The sequence below is a fragment of the Aeromicrobium tamlense genome, from assembly GCF_013408555.1.
In the GTDB taxonomy this organism is placed as follows: Bacteria; Actinomycetota; Actinomycetes; order Propionibacteriales; family Nocardioidaceae; genus Aeromicrobium; species Aeromicrobium tamlense.
Genome location: NZ_JACBZN010000001.1, coordinates 1,348,003 through 1,371,644 on the forward strand (window position 1 = coordinate 1,348,003; position 23,642 = coordinate 1,371,644).

General features: G+C 73.0%; 23 protein-coding genes and 1 tRNA gene. 12 read left to right on the plus strand and 12 right to left on the minus strand.

The genetic code is table 11. The features are described from left to right. The first annotated feature begins 1 nt into the window (after position 1). The 7 genes from cobO (at position 2) to BJ975_RS06815 (ending at position 6,679) form a co-directional block, all read left to right on the plus strand. On the plus strand, positions 2-616 hold the full coding sequence (gene cobO, locus BJ975_RS06785; RefSeq protein WP_179424410.1) for a cob(I)yrinic acid a,c-diamide adenosyltransferase: 615 nt from the start codon (positions 2-4) through the stop codon (positions 614-616). Further along, positions 613-3,030 carry a cobyrinate a,c-diamide synthase gene (locus BJ975_RS06790; protein ID WP_325064600.1) on the plus strand — a complete coding sequence of 806 codons (2,418 nt, stop codon included), beginning with the start codon at positions 613-615 and terminating at the stop codon, positions 3,028-3,030. The genes cobO and BJ975_RS06790 overlap by 4 nt, the downstream gene beginning before the upstream one ends. A 203-nt stretch (positions 3,031-3,233) precedes the next feature. Continuing rightward, on the plus strand, positions 3,234-3,995 hold the full coding sequence (cobA, locus tag BJ975_RS06795; protein ID WP_223303294.1) for a uroporphyrinogen-III C-methyltransferase: 762 nt from the start codon (positions 3,234-3,236) through the stop codon (positions 3,993-3,995). After that, a complete protein-coding gene (locus tag BJ975_RS06800; protein WP_179424413.1) occupies positions 3,992-4,474 on the plus strand; it encodes a histidine phosphatase family protein in 483 nt (160 codons plus the stop codon). Before cobA ends, BJ975_RS06800 begins: the two co-directional genes overlap by 4 nt. 104 nt (positions 4,475-4,578) lie before the next feature. Beyond that, complete coding sequence (locus BJ975_RS06805) at positions 4,579-4,788, plus strand: CbtB domain-containing protein (protein ID WP_179424414.1); 210 nt, start codon at positions 4,579-4,581, stop codon at positions 4,786-4,788. 125 nt (positions 4,789-4,913) lie between these two features. Continuing rightward, positions 4,914-5,723 carry a CbtA family protein gene (locus BJ975_RS06810; protein WP_179424415.1) on the plus strand — a complete coding sequence of 270 codons (810 nt, stop codon included), beginning with the start codon at positions 4,914-4,916 and terminating at the stop codon, positions 5,721-5,723. Next, entirely contained in the window at positions 5,720-6,679 is a 960-nt protein-coding gene (locus BJ975_RS06815; protein ID WP_179424416.1) for a cobalamin biosynthesis protein, read from the plus strand. The genes BJ975_RS06810 and BJ975_RS06815 overlap by 4 nt, the downstream gene beginning before the upstream one ends. Here the strand turns inward: BJ975_RS06815 and BJ975_RS06820 are convergent. Both BJ975_RS06820 and BJ975_RS06825 read right to left on the minus strand, forming a co-directional pair. Further along, positions 6,618-7,358 (minus strand): cobalt-precorrin-6A reductase, encoded by a 741-nt coding sequence (locus tag BJ975_RS06820; protein WP_179424417.1) that lies wholly within the window; start codon positions 7,356-7,358, stop codon positions 6,618-6,620. The two genes, BJ975_RS06815 and BJ975_RS06820, sit on opposite strands and share 62 nt — an antisense overlap. Next, positions 7,355-8,851, minus strand: coding sequence for a cobyric acid synthase (locus BJ975_RS06825; RefSeq protein ID WP_317628295.1), 1,497 nt, complete (start codon positions 8,849-8,851; stop codon positions 7,355-7,357). The genes BJ975_RS06820 and BJ975_RS06825 overlap by 4 nt, the downstream gene beginning before the upstream one ends. 33 nt (positions 8,852-8,884) lie before the next feature. Here BJ975_RS06825 and BJ975_RS06830 point away from each other — a divergent pair, with 33 nt between their 5' ends. Next, positions 8,885-9,634 (plus strand): gamma-glutamyl-gamma-aminobutyrate hydrolase family protein, encoded by a 750-nt coding sequence (locus BJ975_RS06830; protein ID WP_179424418.1) that lies wholly within the window; start codon positions 8,885-8,887, stop codon positions 9,632-9,634. Here BJ975_RS06830 and BJ975_RS06835 read toward each other — a convergent pair. Together BJ975_RS06835 and BJ975_RS06840 are read right to left on the minus strand one after the other, a co-directional pair. After that, complete coding sequence (locus tag BJ975_RS06835) at positions 9,621-10,739, minus strand: alpha/beta hydrolase fold domain-containing protein (protein WP_179424419.1); 1,119 nt, start codon at positions 10,737-10,739, stop codon at positions 9,621-9,623. The genes BJ975_RS06830 and BJ975_RS06835 overlap by 14 nt on opposite strands. A 232-nt stretch (positions 10,740-10,971) precedes the next feature. Continuing rightward, complete coding sequence (locus tag BJ975_RS06840) at positions 10,972-11,553, minus strand: QsdR family transcriptional regulator (protein WP_179424420.1); 582 nt, start codon at positions 11,551-11,553, stop codon at positions 10,972-10,974. Between the two features lie 138 nt (positions 11,554-11,691). Here BJ975_RS06840 and BJ975_RS06845 point away from each other — a divergent pair, with 138 nt between their 5' ends. Then, on the plus strand, positions 11,692-12,612 hold the full coding sequence (locus BJ975_RS06845; protein ID WP_179424421.1) for an ABC transporter ATP-binding protein: 921 nt from the start codon (positions 11,692-11,694) through the stop codon (positions 12,610-12,612). Then, entirely contained in the window at positions 12,609-13,424 is an 816-nt protein-coding gene (locus tag BJ975_RS06850) for an ABC transporter permease (protein WP_179424422.1), read from the plus strand. The genes BJ975_RS06845 and BJ975_RS06850 overlap by 4 nt, the downstream gene beginning before the upstream one ends. A gap of 49 nt (positions 13,425-13,473) precedes the next feature. On the opposite strand, the gene srmL is transcribed toward BJ975_RS06850, so the two are convergent. From srmL to BJ975_RS06880, 6 genes are all read right to left on the minus strand, one after another. After that, the gene (srmL, locus tag BJ975_RS06855) at positions 13,474-14,592 is read right to left on the minus strand and encodes a PheS-related mystery ligase SrmL (RefSeq protein ID WP_179424423.1); all 1,119 of its coding nucleotides are present in this window, start codon (positions 14,590-14,592) and stop codon (positions 13,474-13,476) included. A gap of 158 nt (positions 14,593-14,750) precedes the next feature. Then, complete coding sequence (locus BJ975_RS06860; protein ID WP_317628296.1) at positions 14,751-15,938, minus strand: MFS transporter; 1,188 nt, start codon at positions 15,936-15,938, stop codon at positions 14,751-14,753. 37 nt (positions 15,939-15,975) lie between these two features. Beyond that, on the minus strand, positions 15,976-16,620 hold the full coding sequence (locus BJ975_RS06865; RefSeq protein ID WP_179424424.1) for a phosphoribosyltransferase: 645 nt from the start codon (positions 16,618-16,620) through the stop codon (positions 15,976-15,978). A gap of 8 nt (positions 16,621-16,628) precedes the next feature. Beyond that, positions 16,629-18,227 (minus strand): hypothetical protein, encoded by a 1,599-nt coding sequence (locus BJ975_RS06870; RefSeq protein ID WP_179424425.1) that lies wholly within the window; start codon positions 18,225-18,227, stop codon positions 16,629-16,631. A 23-nt stretch (positions 18,228-18,250) separates the two neighbouring features. Continuing rightward, positions 18,251-18,436: a hypothetical protein gene (locus BJ975_RS06875; protein ID WP_179424426.1), complete on the minus strand. Its 186-nt coding sequence runs from the start codon at positions 18,434-18,436 to the stop codon at positions 18,251-18,253. 340 nt (positions 18,437-18,776) lie between these two features. Next, positions 18,777-18,850, minus strand: a tRNA-Pro gene (locus tag BJ975_RS06880). A gap of 73 nt (positions 18,851-18,923) precedes the next feature. Here BJ975_RS06880 and BJ975_RS06885 point away from each other — a divergent pair. After that, entirely contained in the window at positions 18,924-19,889 is a 966-nt protein-coding gene (locus BJ975_RS06885; RefSeq protein ID WP_179424427.1) for an L-lactate dehydrogenase, read from the plus strand. Between the two features lie 60 nt (positions 19,890-19,949). Continuing rightward, complete coding sequence (locus tag BJ975_RS06890) at positions 19,950-21,143, plus strand: HNH endonuclease signature motif containing protein (protein ID WP_179424428.1); 1,194 nt, start codon at positions 19,950-19,952, stop codon at positions 21,141-21,143. On the opposite strand, the gene glsA is transcribed toward BJ975_RS06890, so the two are convergent. Then, positions 21,140-22,315, minus strand: coding sequence for a glutaminase A (gene glsA, locus BJ975_RS06895; protein WP_179424429.1), 1,176 nt, complete (start codon positions 22,313-22,315; stop codon positions 21,140-21,142). The two genes, BJ975_RS06890 and glsA, sit on opposite strands and share 4 nt — an antisense overlap. Continuing rightward, entirely contained in the window at positions 22,315-23,637 is a 1,323-nt protein-coding gene (gene der, locus BJ975_RS06900) for a ribosome biogenesis GTPase Der (protein WP_317628297.1), read from the minus strand. Before der ends, glsA begins: the two co-directional genes overlap by 1 nt. Positions 23,638-23,642 lie beyond the last annotated feature (5 nt).

A 23,642-nucleotide genomic window follows, 5' to 3' on the forward strand; every position in this document is an offset into this window, starting at 1 on the left:
CATGCCGCAGGGTCAGCCCCTGGTCGTCCCGGACGACGGCCTCACCACCCGCCAGCGCCGCAACCGGCCGCTGCTGATGGTCCACACCGGGAACGGGAAGGGGAAGTCGACGGCCGCGTTCGGCCTCGCCATCCGCGGCTGGAACCAGGGCTGGGACATCGGCGTCTTCCAGTTCGTGAAGTCCGCGAAGTGGCGCATCGGCGAGCAGACCGTGCTCGAGCGCCTCGCCCGACTCCACGAGGAGACCGGCGAGGGAGGACCGGTCGAGTGGCACAAGATGGGCTCGGGCTGGTCCTGGAGCCGCAAGGGCGGCACCGAGGCCGACCACGCCGCGGACGCCGCCGAGGGCTGGGCCGAGGTCAAGCGCCGGATCCGGGCCGAGCGGCACCGGCTCTACGTCCTCGACGAGTTCACCTACCCGATGCAGTGGGGCTGGGTGGACGTCGACGACGTCGTCGAGACGCTCGCGAACCGTCCCGGCAGCCAGCACGTCGTGGTCACCGGACGCCGTGCCGACGCCCGGCTGGTGGAGGTCGCCGACCTCGTGACCGAGATGACCCACGTGAAGCACCCCATGGACGTGGGCCAGAAGGGTCAGCGAGGCATCGAGTGGTGACCCTGCCACGGGTCCTCGTGGCAGCCCCGGCGTCGGGGCACGGCAAGACGACGATCGCGACCGGCCTGATGGCCGCGCTCGCCGCCCGCGGGCACGTCGTCTCCGGCCACAAGGTGGGCCCCGACTACATCGACCCCGGCTACCACGCGCTCGCGACCGGCCGTCCCGGCCGCAACCTCGACCCGCACCTGACCGATCCGTCCCTCATGGTCCCGCTCCTGCTCCACGGCGCGCGCGGGGCCGACCTCGCCGTCGTCGAGGGCGTGATGGGGCTGTTCGACGGCCAGATCGGTGGCGACGGCTTCGCCTCCTCGGCCCACGTCGCCGCGCTCACCCGGACGCCCGTCGTCCTGGTGGTCGACGTCTCGCACGCGTCGCGCAGCATCGGCGCCGTCGTCCACGGGATGGCCACCTTCGAGCCCGGCGTGACCATCGCGGGCGTCGTGCTGAACAAGGCAGGATCGTCGCGGCACGCCACCGAGGTCGTGCGGGCCGTCGAGCGCACGGGAGTCCCCGTCCTCGGCGTGCTGGGTCGCGACCAGGGCGTCAGCGCTCCCTCGCGCCACCTCGGGCTGGTGCCCGCGGCGGAGCGCGACGAGGCCGCCGCCGCACTCGACCGCCTCGCCGAGCAGGTGACCGCGGGCATCGACCTCGACGCGGTGCTCGACGTCGCGCGGACGGCTCCCGCGCTGACCGAGGACCCGTGGAGTCCCGCGGACCACATCATGCGGGTCGCGGACAACTCGCCCGTCGTCGCCGTCGCGGCCGGTCGCGCCTTCACGTTCCGCTACGCCGAGACCACCGAGCTGCTCGAGGCCGCCGGCTGCACCGTCGTCCCGTTCGACCCGGCCCACGACCGACGCCTGCCCGACGGCACGCGCGGGATCTACCTCGGTGGCGGCTTCCCCGAGGTGCACGCCGCCGCCCTCAGCGCGAACACGAGCCTGCGCGCGGACCTGCGCGAGGCGGTCCTGGACGGCGTGCCGACGGTGGCCGAGTGCGCCGGCCTGCTGTACCTCTGCCGCTCGGTGGACGGTCACCCGATGGTGGGCGCACTCGACGCGGACGCCGTCATGACGCCCCGCCTCACGCTGTCGTACCGGCGTCCCACCCTCCACGGCGATCAGCTGCTGGGCGCCGCCGGCACCGAGGCCACCGCGCACGAGTTCCATCGCACGACCGTGACGCCCGTGCACGGCGACCGACCGGCGTGGTCCGTCGACGGGAGCGCGGTCGGCTTCGCGGGGCCCACCCTCAGCGCCTCGTACCTGCACCTGCACTGGGCCGGTCACCCGCAGCTCGCGCAGTCCTTCGCCGGGGCGGTGGCGGCGGCCGGTCCCCACACGGGCGCCGTGGCGGTCGACGTGCTGCCGCAGGAGCCCGCGACGACCGAGCGCCTCGACGACCCGCTGCGCCACCACGGCGACGCGGAGCTGGGCGACGGCCTCGTCGACCTCGCCGTCAACGTGAGCCGGCTCCCCCGCCCGGACTGGCTGGAACGTGCCCTGGCGGAGGGCGTCGCCGCGTCGACCTCCTACCCCGACGCGACCGCGGCCCACGCGGCGGTCGCCCGTCGTCACGGGCGCGGGATCGACGACGTGCTCGTCACGGCCGGCGCGGCAGAGGCGTTCCTGCTGATGGCTCGCGCGCGCAGGTGGCGTCGACCTGTCGTGGTCCACCCCCAGTTCACCGAGCCGGACGTGGCGCTGCGCTCCGCCGGGCACGACGTCACGCACGTCGTGTGCCGTGCCGAGGACGACTTCGCCCTCGTCCCCGAGGACGTGCCCGAGGACGCCGACCTCGTCGTCGTGGGCAATCCCACGAACCCGACCGGACGCCTCCATCCGGCCGCCGTGCTGCGCGCACTGTGCCGTCCGGGTCGCGTCGTCGTGGTCGACGAGGCGTTCATGGACTTCGTCCCGGGCGAGACGCAGAGCCTGGCTGCGCACCGCGTTCCCGGCCTGCTGGTCGTGCGCAGCCTCACCAAGCTCTGGTCGATGCCGGGCATCCGCGCGGGCTACGTCGTCGGGGATGCCGCCGTCGTCGCCGACCTGCGGGTCCAGCAGGCTCCGTGGTCGGTCAGCACGCCCGCGCTGCACGCCGTCGTGGCCGCCACCGGGCCGCAGGCCGCGGCCGAGACCTACGGGCGCGCCCGCCAGGTGGAGGTGCACCGTCGCGTCCTCGTCGACGGGCTGGCCGAGCTCGGCGTGCCCACCGCGGCGTCCTCCGGCCCGTTCGTCCTGGCCCGCGCCGGGACGGGAGCCCACGCACGCCTGCGCGAGGCGGGGATCGCCGTGCGCCGCGCCGACACCTTCCCGGGCCTCGACGACGGCTGGGTGCGCCTCGCCGTCCGCGAGCCCTCCGTCACCCGCCACCTGCTCACCACGTGGGGAGTCCACACCGCATGCACCTGAACGCCACCGGCCTGTCCGTCCTCGTCCTCGAGGGCGCCGAGCATGCCGTCCCCACCGTCGCGAGCCTCCTCGGCGACGGCGCGTCCGTCACGGTGCGCGCTCCATCCGTCTGCACCGCCCTCCAGGACCTGGCGCAGCGCGGCCACCTGCGCTGGACGCGCGACGAGGTCGATGAGGGCTCGTTCGACCTGGTCGTCCGCCACCTGGCGAGGCCGGTCGCCCGCGAGTCCGCCGGTGCGACGACCGGTCGCGTCACCCTCGTCGGCGCCGGGCCCGGCGATCCCGGTCTGGTCACGGTCGCCGGACGCGCCGCGATCGAGACCGCCGACGTCGTGGTCGCCGACCGGCTGGCGCCGTGGGAGGCCCTCGCCTGGGCGCCCGCCCACGCCGAGGTCGTCGACGTCTCGAAGATCCCCTTCGGACGGTCGACCAGCCAGGACGAGATCAACCGGATCCTGGTCGACCACGCCACGGCCGGGCGCCACGTCGTCCGGCTCAAGGGCGGCGACTCGTACGTGTTCGGCCGCGGCTTCGAGGAGGTCCAGGCCTGTGCCGCCGCCGGCATCGCCACGACCGTCATTCCCGGCGTCACCTCCAGCGTCGCGGCGCCCGAGCTCGCCGGCGTCCCGGTGACGCACCGCGGACTCGTCCAGGGCTTCACCGTGATCTCCGGCCACGTGCCTCCGGGCCACCCCGACTCGACGATCGACTACGCGGCGCTCGCCCGCTCGGGCACCACGCTCGTCGTCCTGATGGGCGTGCGCACGCTTCCCGCGATCACCGAGGCGCTCCTGGACGCGGGACTCGACGGCGGCACGCCGTGCGCGCTCGTCGCGGACGCCAGCCTGGCCGGCCAGCGCAGCCTGCGCACCACCCTCGCGAAGGCAGCGTCCGACGCCGCGACCGCAGGGATCGGGGCACCGGCCGTCGCGGTGATCGGTCACGTGGCGGCGCTCGAGCCGTGATCCGTTGGCTGCGGCACGGCGAGTCGACCTGGAACGCCGCGGGCCGGCTCCAGTACGGCAACCCCACCCCACCCCTGACCGAGACCGGACGACGCCAGGCGCGTGACGCCGCCGACCGGCTGCAGGGCGCACCCGTGTGGATGCTGCTGTCCTCCCCCGCTCGGCGTGCGGTGGAGACCGCTGAGATCGTCGCCGAGGTACTCGATCTCCCGGTCGAGCTGGACGACCGGCTCGTCGAGCGCGGACGGGACGAGACCGTCGAGTCCGTCCGCTCCCGCCTCGCCGATCTGCTCCACGAGCGCGGCGACGGACTGCTGGTCGTGAGCCACGGCGACACCATCGCGATCGCGGTCGAGCAGCTGACGGGGGTGCCGTGCGCCGTCCCGCAGAACGCGCAGGTCCACGTCACGGACCCTCTGGTCGAGGGTCCCCCGGGGCTGCTAGCCTCGTCACGCCTTGCTGACAGGAAGCCGGTGTGATTCCGGCGCAGTCGCGCTACTGTGACGCCCCTTGGGGCGGAGCCAGACCCTCCAGCCGGGCGAAACATCCATCGATGGGACGCAGCATCCCCAAGGAGTGTCACATGCCTCAGGCAACCGCGGCCGTTCCCGCCGCCCTTCCGCAGATTCCCGTCACGGCCCTCGCGCCCTGGACGGTCTTCTTCTCCCTGCTCACCGTCGTGGTGCTGTTCTTCGTGGGCGCCGAGCAGGGTGCGTTCTCGGTCCTCGAGGGAACGCTGGTGCACGAGTGGGTCCACGACGCACGTCACGTCATGGGCTACCCCTGCCACTGACGCGCTCGCGCGTCCTCCTCGCCCGGCTCTCGCCCGGGCGCCCACCGGGACCTCTCCCGGATCCACCCAGCTCCACCGGTCGCGGCGACTCGTGCCGCCGCGACCGGTCCACGAACGGAACCCTCATGAACCCTCGCACCTTCCTGGTCCACGGCCTGATCGCCGGTCTCGTCGCCGGCTTCGCGGCCTTCCTCGTCGCCCACGTCGTCGCCGAGCCCCAGATCGACGCCGCCATCGCGCTGGAGGAGGCCGCCTCGGCCGAGCCCGCCGAGCACGGTCACGACGGCGACGCCGCCCCGCACTCCCACGACGACGAGGCCGGAGGCCACAGCCACGGCGAGGAGGCCGAGGTCTCGCGCGGCACGCAGTCCACGTGGGGGCTGGCCACCGGCACGATCCTGCTGGGCACCGTGCTCGGCGGCGCCACGGCGCTCGCGGCAGCCTTCGCCCTGGGACGTCTGGGCTCGCTCGGCGCTCGGGGGTCCACCGCGGTCGTCGCCCTCGTCGGCTTCGTGGCCACCGGCCTCGTGCCGTTCCTGAAGTACCCGTCGACGCCACCTGCCGTCGGCAGCGGCGACACGATCGGAGAGCGCACCGCTCTCTACTTCGGCTTCTGGGCCGTCAGCCTCGTCGCGGCGATCGTCGCCGTCGTCGTCGCCCGTCGCCTGGCCGACCGACTCGGCGGCTTCAAGGCGGTCGTCCTGGGCGCCCTGGGCTACCTCGTGGTGGTCGTGGCCGTCGGGCTGGCGCTGCCGACGGTCAACGAGGTGGGCGACTTCCCGGCCGACACGCTCTGGTACTTCCGCCGCGAGTCGCTCGTCACCGTCGCCGTGCTCTGGGCGGTCCTCGGAGTCGTCCTCACCGGTCTCGTGGGACGCGACGCCGACCGTGCCATGCACGACCGGCGTCGTCGCGAGGCGGCCGCGGCCCTGTGAGCCGGGCGCGCGCCACCGGGATCCTCCTCGGCTTCCTCCTCGACCGGGCACTGGGCGACCCCGCCCGGCTTCACCCCGTCGCGGGACTCGGCCGGTTCGCCGCCACGGTGGAGCAGGTGAGTCATCGCGACCACCGCGTCGCCGGGGTGGTGCACCACGCCGCCGTCGTCGGCCCGCTCGTCGTCGGGGCGGTCGCCGCGGAGCGGGTCTGTCGCCGGCCGTGGCAGCGCGTCCTGCTGACGTCCGCGGCCACGTGGGCGGTCCTCGGTGGCCGGTCACTCGTGCGCGAGGGCGAGACCATCGCGGCGCAGCTGGAGCGCGACGACCTCGCGGCGGCACGGCGTCAGGTGACGCACCTGGTGGGCCGCGACCCGAGCGGACTCGACGCGGACGGCGTGAGCCGCGCAGCCGTGGAGTCGTTGGCCGAGAACACCTCCGACGCCGTCGTCGCGCCGCTCCTGTGGGGCGCGGCGCTCGGGGTGCCGGGCCTCGTCGGCTACCGAGCGGTCAACACGCTCGACGCGATGGTGGGCCACCGCAGCCCGCGCTACGAGCGGTTCGGCTGGGCCAGCGCGCGGGTGGACGACGTCGCGAACCTGGTCCCGGCGCGGGTCTCCGCGGCACTCGCGGTGGTGCTCGCACCGGTCGTCGATGGGCGTCCCGCGGACGCGTGGACGGCCTGGCGGCGCGACGCCCGGAGCCACCCGAGCCCGAACGCCGGACCGGTCGAGGCGGCCTTCGCCGGAGCGCTCGGGGTGACGCTGGGTGGCGTCAACGACTACGCCGGACGGCTCGAGGACCGGGCGCGGATGGGCGACGGGCCCGCTCCCGACGTGGCCGACCTCCCCCGCGCGACGCGGCTCGCCACCGCGGTGGCGTGGGCCTCGGCCTGCGTCAGCGTGCTGCTCGCGCTCGCACCCAGGCGCGGGCTGCCGCGGCGTCGCGCACGACGCTGACGCCTTCCGGCGCCCCGGCGCGACGCACCACCACCACGGGGACCCCGCGCTCGGCGGCGACGTCCAGCTTGGCCTCGGTGTGGGAGCCGCCCGAGTCCTTCGTGACCAGCACGTCGGCCCCGGTCATCGCCTCGCGCTCGTGCTCGAGGGTGTACGGACCGCGGCTCTGGACGAGCGTCCACGTCGCGGGCAGCTCGATCTCGGGCGGGTCGACGACGCGCACCACACAGGCGAGGTCACGCAGCGGCTCGACGAAGCGGTGCAGGGACTGACGGCCCACGGTCAGGAACGGGCGCTCGCCGAGCGTGGCCGTCACCCGGGCGGCCTCGTCGTGGTCGTCGACCCAGTGCCACGCGCCGGCGTCCGCCCGCGCCGACCAGCCCGGACGCTCGAGACGCACCAGTGGGACGTCAGTGCGCCCGCACGCGGCCGCGGCGTTGCCGCTGATGGTCTCGGCGAACGGGTGGGTGGCGTCCACCACGACGTCCACCCTTGCGTCGCGCAGGTGCGAGGCCAGCCCGTCGATCCCGCCGAAGCCGCCGATGCGGACCTCGCCCTCGGGCAGTCGCGGACGGGCCACCCGGCCGGCCAGCGACGTCACGACGTCGTCGCCGTCCTGCACCAGCAGCTCGGCCAGGGCGCGGGCCTCCCGCGTGCCGCCCAGCACGAGGACCCTCACGCGTGCGGTCCGATCGTGGGCACGGCGGGCGCGCCCTGCTGCGCGAGCTGGAGCAGCGCGTCGACGTCGAGGTGCTGCTCGGCGAGGTCGCCGAGGAGGTCGAGTCGGCACTCGCGCGCGGCCGCGAAGCTGACGCCCGAGGCGCTGAACGAGCCGCCGCGCGATCGTGCCGCGAGGTCGAGGACCGCGGTCCGGAGGTCGTCGGACTCCAGGCTCCCGTGCCACATCGTGCCCAGCACCGCGCCGACGCGCGCACCGCCGAGGAACTCCTCCGCGCCCGCGTCGCGGCTGATCCGGCCGTGGTGGATCTCGTAGCCACCGGCGGCGGCGCCCAGCGCCTCGCCCTCGGGCAGTCGCAGTGTCTTCTCGGCTGCGAACGTCGTCTCGACGGGAAGCAGCCCCAGTCCCGCGACGCTGGTCGGCTCGCCCGCCTCCACTCCCTCGGGGTCGTGCACGTGACGGCCGAGCATCTGGAATCCGCCGCAGATGCCCAGGACGGCGCGGCCCGACTCGGCGTGGCGCGTGATCGCGCGATCGAGGCCGCGCATCCGCAGCCAGGCGAGGTCGGAGACCGTCGCCCGCGTGCCGGGAAGCACCACGAGGTCGGCGTCGGCGAGGTCGCGCGGATCGGCGGTGAACACCACGTCGACGTCGGGCTCGAGGCCGAGCGCGTCCACGTCGGTGAAGTTGCTGATCCGGGGCAACCGGATCACCGCGACGCGCAACGCGCCCTCGGCGCTGGTCCGGCGCCCTTCGAGGTCGAGGGCGTCCTCGGAGTCCAACCACACGTCGGGGCTCCACGGCAGGGTGCCGAGGACCCGTCGGCCGGACAGGTCCTCCAGCTGCCGCAGGCCGGGCGCGAGGAGTGACTGGTCGCCGCGGAACTTGTTCACCACGAAGCCGGCGACGAGCGCCTGGTCGGCGGGCTCGAGCAGGGCCACGGTGCCGTAGAACGCGGCGAAGACGCCACCGCGGTCGATGTCGCCGACGACCACGACGGGCATGTCGGCGTGCCGGGCCAGGCCCATGTTGACGTAGTCGCCGGCACGGAGGTTGATCTCGGCCGGACTGCCGGCGCCCTCGGCGACCACGACGTCGAACCGCGACGCGAGGTCGTCGAACGCGGCGTGGGCGGCTGTGGCCAGGTGGGTCCGGCCGCCGATGAACTCGCGGCTGCTGATCTCGCCGGCGGGCTCGCCCATCACGAGCACGTGGCTGCGGCGGTCGCCGCCCGGCTTGAGCAGGACGGGGTTCATCGCGGCCTCGGGCTCGGCGCCGGCGGCGAGGGCCTGGACCCACTGCGCGCGCCCGATCTCGGCGCCGTCGGCGCACACCATCGAGTTGTTCGACATGTTCTGCGCCTTGTACGGCGCCACGCGCAGGCCGCGTCGGGCGAAGGCCCGGCACAGGGCCGTGGTCACGAGGCTCTTGCCCGCGTCGGACGTGGTCCCGGCCACCAGGATCCGGGCGCTGCGGCGGGGCTCGGGGTGCACGGTTCCAGTATCGCGGAGGCCTACGCTGTGCTCGTGACCGGTTCCCCCACCTCGAAGCCGCTCCTGGCGATGCTGCACCTGCGCACCTCGCGACCCGCAGCACCTGACTTCCAGGTCGCCCTCGATGCGCTCAACGCGCCCACCGTCCGGGTGGCCGAGCAGCTGGGCTGGGAGGTCGTCCCCGTGGCGTCGGCCGAGGTCGACCGCTCGGTCACCGCCGCACTGGTCGCGCGGGCCGACGCCGTGGTCGTGATGGGCGGCGAGGACGTCGACCCGTCGCTCTACGGCGGCCCCAGCACGTATCCCGGCTCCGGCCACCACGAGCCGCTGGCCGACCTCGCCCACCTCGACGCCGTGCGCGCCTGCATCGAGACCGGCACTCCCCTGCTGGGCATCTGCCGCGGGCTGCAGATCATGAACGTCGCGCTGGGCGGCACTCTCGTCCAGCACCTCCCCACCAGCGCGGGGCACCGCGCCACGGGCGACGACCACTTCGTCCGCAACCGCGTGACCGTCACGGACGCGTCGCTCGCCACCGTCGTGGACGCCCGCGAGGACGTCCGCTGCACCCACCACCAGGCGGTCGACCGGCTCGGCGACGGCCTGGTGGTCGCCGCCCTCGCCGCGGACGGCGTCGTCGAGGCCGTCGTGCACGAGACGGCGCCCCTCACCGGCGTGCAGTGGCACCCGGAGCACCCGCAGACCGCCGACGCCCAGCTGGCGCCGCTGCTCCTGCGTCTCGCGTCGCAGCTCGACGACGGCTCGCTGACTACGGTCGCCTGAGGCGCGCCCGGTCGGCGGCGAACCCGGCGACGTCACGCACGGTCGACTCCAGCGCGGCCGGCAGCCAGTGCCGGAAGATGACGTCGGCGCCGTGCACGAGCCCGACGTTGATCCGCGCCGCGACGTCGACGCCGGCCCGTGCCAGCCTCCGGGCGAAGACGAGGCCCTCGTCGCGCAGGGGGTCGAGCTCGTTGACCGCGACCACGAACGGCGGCAGTCCCCGCAGCTCGTCCTCCGAGGCGAAGTACGGCCAGGCGATGGGGTCCTCGGCGTGCTCGCCCGAGGGGTCGTAGGCCCGCACGAGCAGTGCCATGCCGCCGTTCTCGATGAAGTACCCGTCGTTCTCGACGAGCGACGGGAGCTCGGCGAGGCGGCGCTCGTGGTCCCAGCCGTAGCCGCCGCTGATGTACGGGATGCTCGCGTAGACGCCGTCGATGGCGGACAGGCGCCCGCGGCGCTTCGCCAGCAGCGTCGTGGCGATCGCGAGGTTGCCGCCTCCCGACTCGCCCTGCACGACGACGCCGGACAGGCCCAGCGACTCCCGGTGCTCGTCGACCCACAGCACGGCCGCGAGGCAGTCCTCGACCCCGGACGGGAAGGGGTGGTGTCCCTCGGCGGTCCAGGCGTTGCGGAAGTCCACCATCACCACGACGGAGCCGGCGGCCGCGAGATCCGTGCACCAGCGGCGGTGGACGCGGTTGTCGGTGGTGAGGATCGTCATGCCGCCGCCGTGCGTGTAGACCAGGCCGGGCAGCACGCCCTCCACCCCGGCGGGCCGGAAGACGTGCAGCGTGATCTCGTTGCCGTCGACCCCGAGGATCGTCTCGGTCGAGGTCTCGACGTCGTCGCGGTCCGTGGGCAGGTCCAGGGCGATGGAGTCGTAGACGGCCTGGAAGCCGTCGTGGGACGCGCCCACGGCGGCCAGGACGGTCGGCAGGTCGTCGCTCGCCGAGACCGGCGGTGCAGCGGCCACCTCGTCCAGGCCGAAGGTCGCGAGCGCCTCGACCATGGCGGGCGAGAACCGCGGGTCCGTCCGCGGACCGCTGGACTCGTCGCCGAGGCGGCCGGGAGGGGTGTAGGTGGAGCGTTCGGGGGTCACGGTCATGGCGGGCACCTTTGTGGCGTGGGTCACGTTTGGATCGGATCCTAGGACCGAGAATGCAACATGGCAACCCCTTTGTTACATCTGGGCGGTGAGTCCTCAACCTCACTCTGGATGGAGCGGTGAGTCCTCAACCTCAACGGACCCGTCAGAGGTTGAGGAGGCACCGGACCGCCGCGGGAGGGGTTGACCACTCACCGCTCGAGCAGCGGTCCCGGAGGTCGAGCGGGCGGAGTCACGGCCGGAGCAGGGCCTCCAGCACGCGCTGGGCCGCCTCGGGTGCGGGTGGTGCGCCGGTGATCGTCGGCAGGTAGACGTAGGACTCCACGAGCCGCACGCACGCGTAGGCCAGGTCGTGGGCCGGCACCGAGTCGGTGGTGCGACCCTCCGCGACGTCGACCTCGACGTATGCGCGGACGGCGTCGACGAAGCGTGCGTGGAAGCCGTAGTCGGCCGTGGTCATCACCCGCATGAGGAACGCGTTGTTCTCCTCGTTGAAGCGACGGACCTCGGGCCAGGAGAACATCGCGCGCAGGAACCCGCCCAGCACGAGCGGGACCCGCGGGCCGGGCACGTCGCGGGCCGCCTCCCATTCCTGGCGCATCGTCAGCTCGGTCAGCTGCCAGGTCACGTCGACCAGCATCTGCTCCTTGGTGCCCACCCAGCGGTAGAGCGTCACCCGGTTCACACCGAGCTCGGCCGCCATCCGGCCGAGGTCGAGTCCCTCGCCGTTCAGGTAGGCCCGGCGGCCGAGCCGGTACGCATCAGCCTTCGTCGGTCGCGCCCGCGGACCCTCGGCGTCCTCGCGTCCCTTCATGCCCCGCACCCTAGCGGCGCGACGCACACCCTGAGCGCAGGCGGCCCGGACCCTGAGCACGACTCGGGGTGCGGTCAGGGGCTCGTCCGGGGACGGGCCCGATGTGCCGCGAGGCCCTGCGGCACGACGCTGAGCGTCATGATCACAGTCGATTCCCTCTCGAAGTCCTACGGCGGCCACGCCGCCGTGGACGACGTGTCCTTCACGGCCCGTCCCGGCCGTGTCACGGGCTTCCTCGGCCCCAACGGCGCCGGCAAGTCCACGACGATGCGGGTGATGGTCGGGCTCACCCCGCCGTCCAGCGGCGACGTCCAGGTCCTCGGTCGCCGGTTCGGCGACCTCCCCGACCCGGGCCGCGAGGTCGGCGTCCTCCTCGACGCCTCGGCGCAGCACGCGGGCCGCACCGGTCGCGAGATCCTCACGATCGCCGCCATGACCATGGGCCTGCCCCGCACCCGCGTCGACGAGATGCTCCAGCGCGTCAGCCTGACGCCCGTCGAGGCCGGCCGTCGCGTCCGCAACTACTCCCTCGGCATGCGCCAGCGTCTCGGCATCGCCACCGCCCTGCTCGGCGATCCGGAGGTGCTGATCCTCGACGAGCCGGCCAACGGCCTCGACCCGGCCGGCATCCGCTGGATGCGCGACCTGCTCCGCGGCTTCGCGGACGACGGCGGCACGGTGCTGCTCTCGTCCCACCTGCTGCACGAGATCGAGGTCATCGCCGACGACCTCGTCGTCATCGGCAACGGGCGGATCGTCGCGCAGGGCTCGAAGGAGGAGCTGCTGGCCAGCGCGGGCACCCTGGTCCGCGCCGCCGACGGCGCCGCGCTGGCGGCCGCGCTGCAGACGGCCGGCATCGCGGCTCGGCCCACCACCGAGGGAGCGGTGCTCGCGGAGTCCGACCTGACCAGCGTCGGGAACGCGGCCTTCGCGGCCGGCATCCCCGTCCTGGAGCTGCGGGCCGCCGACGGCGCCCGCCTGGAGGAGATGTTCCTCTCCCTGACCGCGGAGACCCAGCGCGACCGCGTCCAGCATCGTTCCGAAGGAGCAGCAGCATGAGCACCACCATCACCCCCGCCGCGGCCGGCGTGGCCGCGAGCCGCCCGGCGCGCCCGGTCCCCGCCCGGACGCCGTTCGCCCGGATCCTGCGCGTCGAGCTGCGCAAGATGTTCGACACGCGCTCGGGCTTCTGGCTCATGGCCAGCGTCGTCCTGCTGTCGATCGTCGCCACCGTCGCGACGCTGATCTTCGTGGACAGCGAGAACCTGTCGTACGAGCACTTCGCGAGCGCCGTCGGCTTCCCGATGACGGTCATCCTTCCGATGATCGCGATCCTCGCGGTCTCCAGCGAGTGGAGCCAGCGCACCGCGCTGACGACGTTCACGCTCGTCCCCCATCGTGGGCGCGTCCTGACGGCGAAGGCCCTCATGACGGTCGTCATCGGCGTCGTCTCGATGCTCATCGCGGGCGCGGCCGGCGTCGTCGGCAACCTCGTCGGCTCCGCGATCGCTGGCGTCGACCCGGTGTGGGACGTCTCGATCCGCGAGTTCTCCCAGATCGTCCTTGCGAACGAGATCGGGATGCTGATGGGCCTGATGCTGGGCATCGTCCTGCGGAACTCCCCCGGCGCGATCGTCGCGTACTTCGTGTACTCGCTCGTGCTGCCCGGCGCCTCGAGCGCCCTGGCCAGCACGCAGCAGTGGTGGGCCGAGCACGGCCCGTGGCTCGACCTCAATTGGGCCACGATGCAGCTCTTCGACAACAAGCTGACCGGAGAGATGTGGGCCCAGCTCGGCACCTCGGCCCTGCTGTGGCTGGTGGTCCCGCTGGCCCTGGGGACGCGGGCGCTGCTGCGCTCCGAGGTGAAGTGAGTCGCTGAGGCGAGGGCCCCGGGTGTCCGCCCGGGGCCCTTCCCGGGGCTCAGATCAGCTCCATCACGCGTCCTTCGTGGACGGCCCGATAGATCACGTTGCGCATCGCATTGGCCTGGTCCGAGGTGAGGGTGCGGTCGATGGGGCGGAGCACGATGCGCAGCAGCAGATTGACCTGGCCGTCCCGGGTGCCGAGCCGAGCGCGTGCCGGCCCGGTCAGCTCGTCGTGCGTCGTGCGACCGAGGACGTCGATGGACTCGACGACGTCCGCGTCGTCGCCGAGCGCGATCCGGATGCGGTCGCCCAGTGTCTCCTCGTCCTCCTCCGCACCGACCACCACCGAGATGTCGCGCCGCGTCGCCGGCAGCAGCGAGACGTGCTGCCACGGCTCCAGGGTCCGCATCTGGGCGGCGATGCGCGGGTCCTCCGCCCGGAGGTAGCGAATGTCGGGGATGCCCTTGCGCAGCATCAGCGCCCGCTCCAACCCCATGCCGAGCGCCAGTCCGGACCACCGGTCCGGGTCGAGACCGGATCCGCGCAGTACCTCGGGATGGATGCGTCCGCACTCGGCGAGCTCGAGCCATGCGCCCTCGTGCAGGACGTCGATCTGCCGGCCGCCCACCGTGTAGGGGTGCGAGACGTCGGTCGTCCTCCACGCGGCGCCCGGGAGCACCGTCTCGACGACGCGGCTGATCATGCTGAGCATGTCCTCATCGCTCGTGGCAGGCGTGCTGCGGATGCGCCAGAGATCGACCTGGTGCGGTTCTCCCACGTGGCTGCGGTCCACGGCGTCACGCCGGTAGACGAGGCCCGGCGCCACGATCAGCTCGTCGACCTCACGACGTCCCGCGTACTCCTCGAGGGCGGCGGGCAGCTCAGCGCTCGTGTGGCTGCGGAGCATCACCGTGGGACTGACGTAGCGGGTGTAGCGACGGGCGCGGGTGACGTCGTCGTGGTGGTAGCCCAGGCGGTCGTAGTTCTCGCGGACGGGCACGATCGGCGAGTGACGTACGTGGCGGACGGAGGCACCCCACGCGGACTCCAGCGCATCCACGACGGATGCGAGGAGAGTCTGCATGACGTGCTCACCTTGAGCGGGATCGGTGAGGTCGCGCAGGTTCAGTGCGCGGCAGAGCTGGTCAGGGGTGAGGTGGTCGGCGTGCGACATGAGGAGGTCTCCAAAAGGTTGCAGGTGGGCGAAGGAGCGGAGCTTCCCCCCGGCCGTGCCTGCGGAGACCTGCGGCGCTACGAGCGCGCGTCGACGACCCCGCGGCCTTCACCCGGCCGGGGGTCGCGAAATCGCTGATGCCTGTGCACGACGCCAGCCTACCGGGGTGCCCGGTGCCGCAGCGCCCACCGCAGCGGCACGTACGCGAGCAGCATCACGACCGCCGTGCCGGCCGACAGCAGCACGCGGTGGTCGGCGTACAGGAGCCCGGCGATCGCTCCGCCGGCCAGCGCCGCGACGCCCTGGTAGGCGGCGAACACGCCGTAGGCGGTGGCCAGGCGCTCCCGCGGCACCAGGTCGGCCACGAGCGCCTTGACCGCGGAGTCCTGCAGACCGGTCGCGGCACCCCACAGCACGATGCCCAGCAGCGCGAGCCCGAGCCCGTCGAGGAAGACCAGGGCCGGCACCGGCGCGACGACGAGCGGCAGCACCATCAGCGTGCCGCCGCCCCACCGGTCGAAGGCCACGCCGGCGACGAGGGCGGCCAGTGCGGACGCGGCCATGGCGCCGGCGTAGACGACCGGCACCGCCGCCGTCCTCACGAGGTCCTGCTCGGCGAGGTGGTAGCCGAACAGGCCGAAGGTCAGCAGGCCCGCCGTCGTGATCGCGATCGCGAGGGCGAAGGCGTGGAACCGCGCGGACAGTCGCTCGCCGTCGCCCAGGGCCGGCACCGGCACCTCCTCCAGGCCGGGGGTCGCGAGACGACGCCGCAGCACCGCCAGGATCAGCAGCGCGATGACGCCGGGGATCGCCAGCACCGCGAGCCCGGCCTGGACGCTCCACACGGCGGCGACGCCGGCCACCACGAGAGGCCCCGCGAACGCCCCGACCTGATCGAGTGCCTTGTGCACGCCGAAGCCCTTGCCGCGGCCCACGGACTGCGCGGCCGAGGCGAGCAGCACCGACTTCGACGGGCTCCGCAGGGCCTTGCCCGTACGCTCGGCGAGGATCAGCAGCGTCGCGACGGCGAGGCCGGCCGAGCCCAGCTCGGGTGCGACGGCCAGCAGCGGCACGCACACCGCGGTCAGGCCGTAGCCGATCCCGGTGAGCAGCCAGTGCCGCTGCGTGCGGTCGGCGACCCGGCCCGCCACGAGGCGCAGCACGAGCGCCGCCGCCTCGCCAGCACCGGTGATCAGACCGACGGTCGCGGCCGAGGCGCCGAGCTCGCCGAGGTAGGGGCCCGCGATCGACCGCATCCCCTCGTAGACCATGTCGGCGAAGAGGCTGACCAGGCCGAACGCGAACACGCCGCGCCACGGCGACCAGGTCCTGGCGGGGGTCGACACCCTCCGAGGGTCCCAGAGGTCGAGCCCCACCCGTGCCTCAGGGCAGGCCGAGCAGCGCGGCGACCTCGCGGTCGCTGACGGCTGTGAAGTCGCGGTACCAGTGCCCGACCGCGGCGAAGTGGAGCGGCATGTGGAGCACGACCACCTCGTCGGCCTCGATCAGGACGTCAGCGACCCCCGTCGGCGCCACGGGCGACGCGACGACCACGCGGATCGCGCCCCGCACCCGCGCCGCCCGGCACGCGACCCGCACCGTCGCTCCCGTGGCGATCCCGTCGTCCACGAGCAGGGCGGTACGCCCGGTGAGGTCCAGCGGTTCCCGGGCGGAACGGAGGCGCCGGACACGCTCGTCCAGCGCCTCTCGCTCCCGCCGCTCCACCTCGCGCACCTGCTGCTCGGTCGTGCCCTCGAAGGCGACCAGCGCCTCGTCCAGCACTTCGCTCCCGCCCTCGCCGATCGCGCCCATGGCCAGCTCGGCATGGAACGGGAAGCCGAGCTTGCGCACCACGACCACGTCGAGCGGCGCGTCCAGCGCGCGGGCGACCTCGAACGCGACCGGCACACCGCCGCGCGGCAGTCCGAGCACGACGAGCTCCGGTCCCCGCAGGTGCCGCACCAGCGGGACCAGTCGACGTCCGGCGTCGGTCCGGTCGGCGAACCGCGGGGAGGCGCGCGACCACATGCCCGTCCTCAGAGCGGCGAGTGGACGAACGGCAGGAACCTCGACACCCAGTCGATCCGGTCGTCCAGCCAGCCGAGCAGTCCGAGTGAGCTGGTGATGGACACCGGCGGGTCCGAGACGAGGGTGTCCGCGCGCAGCAGCCGCTCGAAGTCCAGCTCCACCGGGTCGGCACGCGGGTGGCCCTGCCGGTCGAAGAAGGCGACGCCCGCCGAGCCGAGCACCGAGACGACCTCCTGCGCGAGGATGCCGTAGCCGATCGTCGTCGGGTGGACGCCGTCGAGGGAGAACAGACCACCCTCGGTGCGTCCGTCGGGGCCCGAGCGGAAGAACCGAGTGGTCGGCACCGGGTCCAGCCCCCTCAGCGCCGGCGGGAGCTCGTACGGCTCCCACCACGCCGGACGGGCCCACGGGCTGGCGACGTAGCGGCGGGTCGCGAGCCGGTCGAGCAGGCCGCCCATGTCGAACAGGTGCCAGTCGAGGCCGGACTCCCTGGCGGCCCGGACCGACGCGATGATCGTCTCGTTGTAGGCGTCGATCGCCGAGTCGATCGCGCGGACCTCGTCCTCGACGAGGTGCGGGTCGTGCCGCGGGTCGAAGTCCTCGTCGGTCACCCACGGCCGTGTGTAGAACGGGAAGTACCGCGAGTCGGGGCGCACCTTCTGGTGAGTGCCGCGGGCGATCGGCGCGATCGTGACCGACGGGACCGTCGCCACCACGACGTGCTGGGCGGGGATCCTGCGCAGCCGCGCGACGAGGTCGGCCCAGTCGGCCTCGAACGCGCTCGGTCGCCAGATCGTGCAGCCCGCCCGGGCGTCGCGTCGCTGAGCGAGCGTCAGCTCGGCGTAGCCCTCGGGCGTCCACACGGTCTCGAGCGAGACGATGGAGCCCAGCGCGTTGTTGGACCCCAGGACGACCACGAGCGTCTCGATCCCCTCGTCCACCGCGAGGTCCTCGATCGCGTCGAGGACGGTGCGCCGCGGGTCGTCGCCGGCGGCGCGGCGCAGGACGGGCCACGCCGCTCGCGCGTGGTGGTGCTCGACCAGCTGGCCGAGGAAGTCGTCCGTCGTCGGCGCCGCGAGCGTCCGCTCGATGCGGGCCTCGGTCGTCACCAAGGGGTCCAGGACGTCCCAGCCGTAGACGGCCATGTTGTGGAACGGGGCGCCCCGGCCGGGCGGACGGGAGCCGGTCCCGCGCTCCCAGAAGTCCTCGATGCTGTCCATGTGGTCGCGCAGCCACGGCGCCGCTCGGAGGCTCTCGAGCAGGTCCAGGCGGCTGCCGAACCGGCGGTCGAACTCCCGCGCCAGCCGTTCGAGGTCGACCGGGAGGCCACCGGGCCCGGTGGGCCACTCATAGGTCGGGTACGTGAACTCCTGCGCCGACAGACCGAGCTCGTAGGCCACCATGGCGGGCCACGACAGGTCGGTCCGGTGGATCGCACCGTTCATGAACCCGTGCGTGAGCGAGTCGCCCACCGTGACCAGGCGGTGGCGCGCCTGCCGCGCCGGAGCGGCGGCCGTGACCGAGACACCGAGCGTCGTGTCGGTCTCGGGACGTCGCGGCTCACAGCGGATCTCCACCTCACGCGGAGTCGCCTGCCGAGCCCGCATCGTCCTCACCCTCTCGACGAGAGTCAGCCTCGTCGGACGTGGAACCGCAGCGCTTCCTCCACGACGTCGAACGCATCGGCTGTCGTGATGTGGCGGCTCTCGGGCGTGTAGCCCGCGCACAGCACGCCTCGTCGCACGGCCCGCCTGGCGGACTCGAGAGAGGTGTCGCTGCGGCCAGCCACGATCTCGGCCAGCTCGTCGACGTCCACCAGGTCAAGGGTGGGAAGCCCGTCGTCGGGAGCGCATGCAGACATCAGGAGCGCCATCTCGTCGGCGCCGCGGGGCTCCCGCGCGGGCTTGGCAGGAGGGCGCGCGGGCACCCATGTCCTCGCCACCGCCTCACCTGCGGCGCGGCTCCAGTACCTCATCCGGTTCGGCAAATGCATGGTCACGACCCCCTCCGCACCGCTGTCGCCCACTGCGGTGCCGATGAACCCAGCCTAGAGAGTTCCTGCCGTCCCACAACTGGGGCGCCGATCCATCGTCGTGCGGATCGGGCGAGCCTCCTCAGACATGACGAAAGCCCCGGTCTCCCGGGGCTTTCCGTTGTCGGGCTGACAGGATTTGAACCTGCGACCCCCTGACCCCCAGTCAGGTGCGCTACCAAGCTGCGCTACAGCCCGTGACAACCTGCAAGAGTCTACCGTAGGTCCTCCCGAGGTCGTCAGGGGCCCAGCCGGGCACCAGAATGGGCCCATGGCCGTCATCGAGAACTCCAAGGTCGCCATCGTCGGAGCCGGCAGCGTGGGCACCGCGATCGCCTACGCCTGCCTCATCCGCGGGTCCGCGCGCACCATCGCGCTGTACGACGTGAACCGGCCGAAGGTCGAGGCGGAGGTGCTCGACCTCCAGCACGGCGCCCTCTTCACGGGCAGCAGCCAGATCATCGGCGGAGCCGACCCGGAGGTGGTCGCGGGTGCGCATCTCGTCGTCATCACGGCGGGGGCGAAGCAGGATCCCGGGCAGACCCGCATCGACCTCGCCGGCACGAACGTGAGGATCCTCGAGCAGATGCTGCCGGTCCTCATGGAGCACGCTCCGAACGCGGTCTACGTGCTCGTCACGAACCCGTGCGACGTGCTGACGGTCGCCGCGCAGCAGATCACGGGCCTGCCCGAGGAGCGCGTGATGGCGTCCGGCACCGTGCTCGACACGTCGCGGCTGCGCCAGCTGCTGGCCACCCGCGCCGGCGTCGCCCCGAACAGCGTGCACGCCGACATCGTGGGCGAGCACGGGGACACCGAGTTCGCGCTGTGGTCGCAGGCGCGCATCGGACCCGTGCCGATCCTGGACTGGGCGCCCTCCCCCACGGCCTCGGACCAGAGCCCGTTCTCGCACCGCGAGCTCGACGAGATCACCGACCGGGTCCGCAACGCGGCCTACGCCGTGATCGAGGGCAAGGGCGCCACCAACTACGCGATCGGCGTCTCGGCGACCCGGATCATCGAGGCGGTCCTGCGCGACGAGAACGCCGTGCTGCCCGTCAGCATCGTCCACCGTGGCCACCACGGCATCGACGGCGTCGCGCTCTCGCTGCCCAGCATCGTCAATGCCAAGGGCGTCTCGCGCGTGCTCGACGTGCGGATGTCCGCCCACGAGGAGCGCCAGCTCCACTCGTCCGCCGACGCACTCCGGAAGGTCCAGCAGGACCTCGGTATCTGACCTCGACCCGTCGTGCAGTCGACCCGAGGCGGTGTCGGTGGGCGTCCCTAGGTTGGACGCATGGACCAGGTTGAGCAGCTGCTGCTGCAGAGCGCGGCGCGAGCACAGGCACGCGCCGAGTTCGCGCTGTGGTCGCTCGTCCTCACCTCCCACGAGTCCGCGTGTGCCGAGGTCGACGCCGAGGAGGCGCCCGAGATCGGCAAGGAGCTCGGTCGTCGCGAGGTGACCTTGCACCTCGCCCAGGCGCTGCGGATGACCGAGCACCGTGTGTGGGGCCTCGTCAACGATGCGGGCACGCTACGCGACCGGGCGCCGCGCACGTGGATCGCGTTCGGCGACGGGTCGATCGACGCCACCCGCGCCGGACTGATCGCCACCACGGTCGACCAGCTTCAGACCACGGCGGCCGCCGAGGCGCTCGACGCCTCCGTCGTCGCCTACGCCACCACGCACACCACCGGCGAGCTCCGGTCCTGGCTGCGACGGATGCGCGCCCGACTCGAGCCCGAGCAGGTCAGCGCCGAGGCCCAGCGCTCGGTCGGGACCCGGCGCGTCGACATCAGCCACAACGGCGACGGCACGTCCTGGCTGAGTGCGCTCCTGCCCACCCACGTCGCGATCGCGGTCGGCCACCGGCTGCGGCGTGCGGCGAAGGCACTGCCGAAGATCGACGCCGAGACGGGCGAGATCGACCGCCGCACCCGCGACCAGCGCCAGGCCGACCTCGTGGGCCACTGGCTCACGTCCTGCACCGGCACCGAGACCGACATCCGCGCCGAGATCGCCATCAGCATCGACGCCACCGACCTCGTCGGTCTCACCGATGGTCCGGGCGTCACCCGAGACGGCGAAGCGGCGCTGCCGGCCGAGTGGGTCCGCGAGCTCGCCGCCTCCGAGACCACGCTCTTCCGCCGCCTCGTCCTCGATCCGCTCGGCCGGGTGCTCGACACCACCAGCCTCGGCTACCAACCGCCGGACTCCCTCCGGGCCGCCCTGCACTGGAGGGACGGCACCTGCCGGGTGGCCGGCTGCCGAGCACCGGTGGCCGAGACCGATCTCGACCACGAGCTGGCCTACGACCGGGGCGGCACCACCAGTGCCGCGAACCTGCGCTGCCTCTGTCGCAAGCACCACAACATGAAGTCGCACGGACGACTGCCCGAGAAGTTCATCGCACCCGCGGTCGAGCACCGCGAGCGGTGGCACCTGCCCGCGCCCGTCGTGGCGGAGCTCGACCTGTGGCCGGCGGTCTAGATCAGGCGAGCGTCGTCGTCGAGGTCCGTCACCGTAACGCTGAGGCCGTCGAGCTCGAGCCGGCGTTTGGCCTCCAGCGCCATGCGGCGACCCACGTCGGTGACCTCGTCGACGCGGCGGATGTCGAACACGACCCGCTGCGTCTCCGGCGGGTTCTCCACCAGGTGACGGATCAGCGACTCGGCGCTCGCGAAGAGCAGGTCGCCACCCAGCACGTAGGTCGTGGAGTCGTCCTCCACCCGCACGTCGGCCAGCGCCGAGCGCGACGGACGACCGGGATTCATCAGGTGCATGCCCATGTCGTCCGACAGGCGGCGCATCATCTCCACGCCGCGGGCGCTGTTGCCGTGCGCGTCCAGGCCGGGCGAGAACACCGCGACGCCCACCTGGCCCGGCAGCACGCCGATGATCCCGCCGGAGACGCCGCTCTTCGCTGGGATGCCCACGGTGCTGAGCCAGTCGCCCGCCGCGTCGTACATCCCGCACGTGGCCATCACGCTGAGCACCTGCCGGGCGGTGGCCTCGGCCATCAGACGCTCCCCCGTCTCGGGCTGGACGCCACCGTTCGCCAGCGTGGCGGCCATCCGCGACAGGTCGCGCACGTCCACCGCCAGCGAGCACTGACGCACGTAGCGCTCGACCGCGTCGACCGGGTCCTCGACGACGCCGTAGGCCGCCATGAGGTGCGCGAGCGCCAGGTTGCGGTGCACGGAGCCCATCTCGGACTCGTAGACGGCCTCGTCCAGCTCCAGCTCGCGGCCGGCCAGCTTCGAGGCGAACTCGGCGAAGCGCTCGAACGAGCCCACCAGCCCGGCGGTCGCGATCGCGCCGGCGTTGATCATCGCGTTGTGGGGCCGGCCGGTCTCGGAGTCCACCGATATCTCGTTGAACGCCTCACCCGAGGGCTCGACGTCGATCTTGGCGTGCACGGCGTCCCAGCCCAGGTGTTCGATCGCCACCGCGTACGCGAACGGCTTCGACATCGACTGGATCGTGAAGCGGTGCTCGGCGTCGCCCGCGCTGTGGTGCGCGTCGTCCACCGTGCTGATCGCGATCGCCGACAGGGACGGGTCGACCTTCGCCAGCTCGGGGATGTAGTCGGCGGGCTCGCCCTCGATGCCGCCGCAGGCCTGGAGGACCTCGTCGAGGTAGTCCGGGACGGGCGAGCGCATCAGCGGCGCTCGCGCTTCTTGCGCGGGCGCTGCTGCAGGTGGATCGGGCTGCCCACGAAGCCGAACTCCTCGCGCAGCCGGCGCTCGATGAAGCGCAGGTAGCCCGCCTCGAGCTTGCCCGAGGTGAACAGCACGAACGTGGGCGGAGCGGTGGACGCCTGCGTGCCGAAGAGGATCTTCGGCTGCTTGCCGCCGCGCACGGGGTGCGGGTGCTCGGCCACGAGGCGCCCGAGGAACGAGTTCAGCGCGCCGGTGGACACGCGGGTCTCCCAGCCCTCGAGCGCCGCGTCGAGCGCGCGCACGAGGCGGTCGATGTGCCAGCCGGTGCGGGCCGCGACGTTGATGCGCGGCGCCCACGGGATCTGCACGAGGTCGCGCTCGATCTCGCGGTCGAGGTAGAAGCGGCGCTCGTCGTCGACGAGATCCCACTTGTTGAAGGCCAGCACGACGGCGCGGCCGGTCTCCTCGATCGTGTTGATGATGCGCAGGTCCTGCTCGGTGATCGACTCGCTCGCGTCGATCACCATGACCGCGACCTCGGCGCGCTCGATCGCGCTGGAGGTGCGCAGGCTGGCGTAGTACTCGTGGCCGCTGGCGGTCTTGACGCGCTTGCGGATGCCGGCGGTGTCGATGAAGGTCCACAGGCGCCCGCCCAGCTCGACGAGCTCGTCGACGGGGTCGACCGTGGTGCCCGAGGCGTTGTCGACGACGACGCGGTCCTCGCCCACCAGCTTGTTGAGCAGACTGGACTTGCCCACGTTGGGCTTGCCGACGATCGCCACGCGACGCGGGCCGGCGGGAGCGTCGAAGTCCTCGGGCGGTGCCTCGGGCAGGGCACTCATGATGGCGTCGAGCAGGTCGCCGCTGCCGCGGCCGTGCAGGGCGGAGACGGGGTACGGCTCGCCGAGGCCGAGGTTCCACAGTGCGGCGGCCTCGAGCTCGCTCTTCTGGTCGTCCACCTTGTTCGCCGCGAGGACGACCGGCTTGCCGGCGTCGCGGAGCAGGCGCACGACGCGGTCGTCGACGTCGGTGGCGCCCACGCGGGCGTCGACGACGAACAGGATCGCGTCGGCGACGGCGATGGCGACCTCGGCCTGGGCGGCGATCCGCTCGGCCATGCCCTTGGCGTCGGGGTCCCAGCCGCCCGTGTCCACGACGGTGAACGCGCGACCGTTCCAGACCGCGTCGTAGGGGACGCGGTCGCGAGTCACGCCGGGGACGTCCTCGACGACGGCCTCGCGGCGTCCGATGATGCGGTTGACCAAAGTCGACTTGCCGACATTGGGACGGCCGATGACGGCGAGAACGGGCTGTGTGGACACCCGCA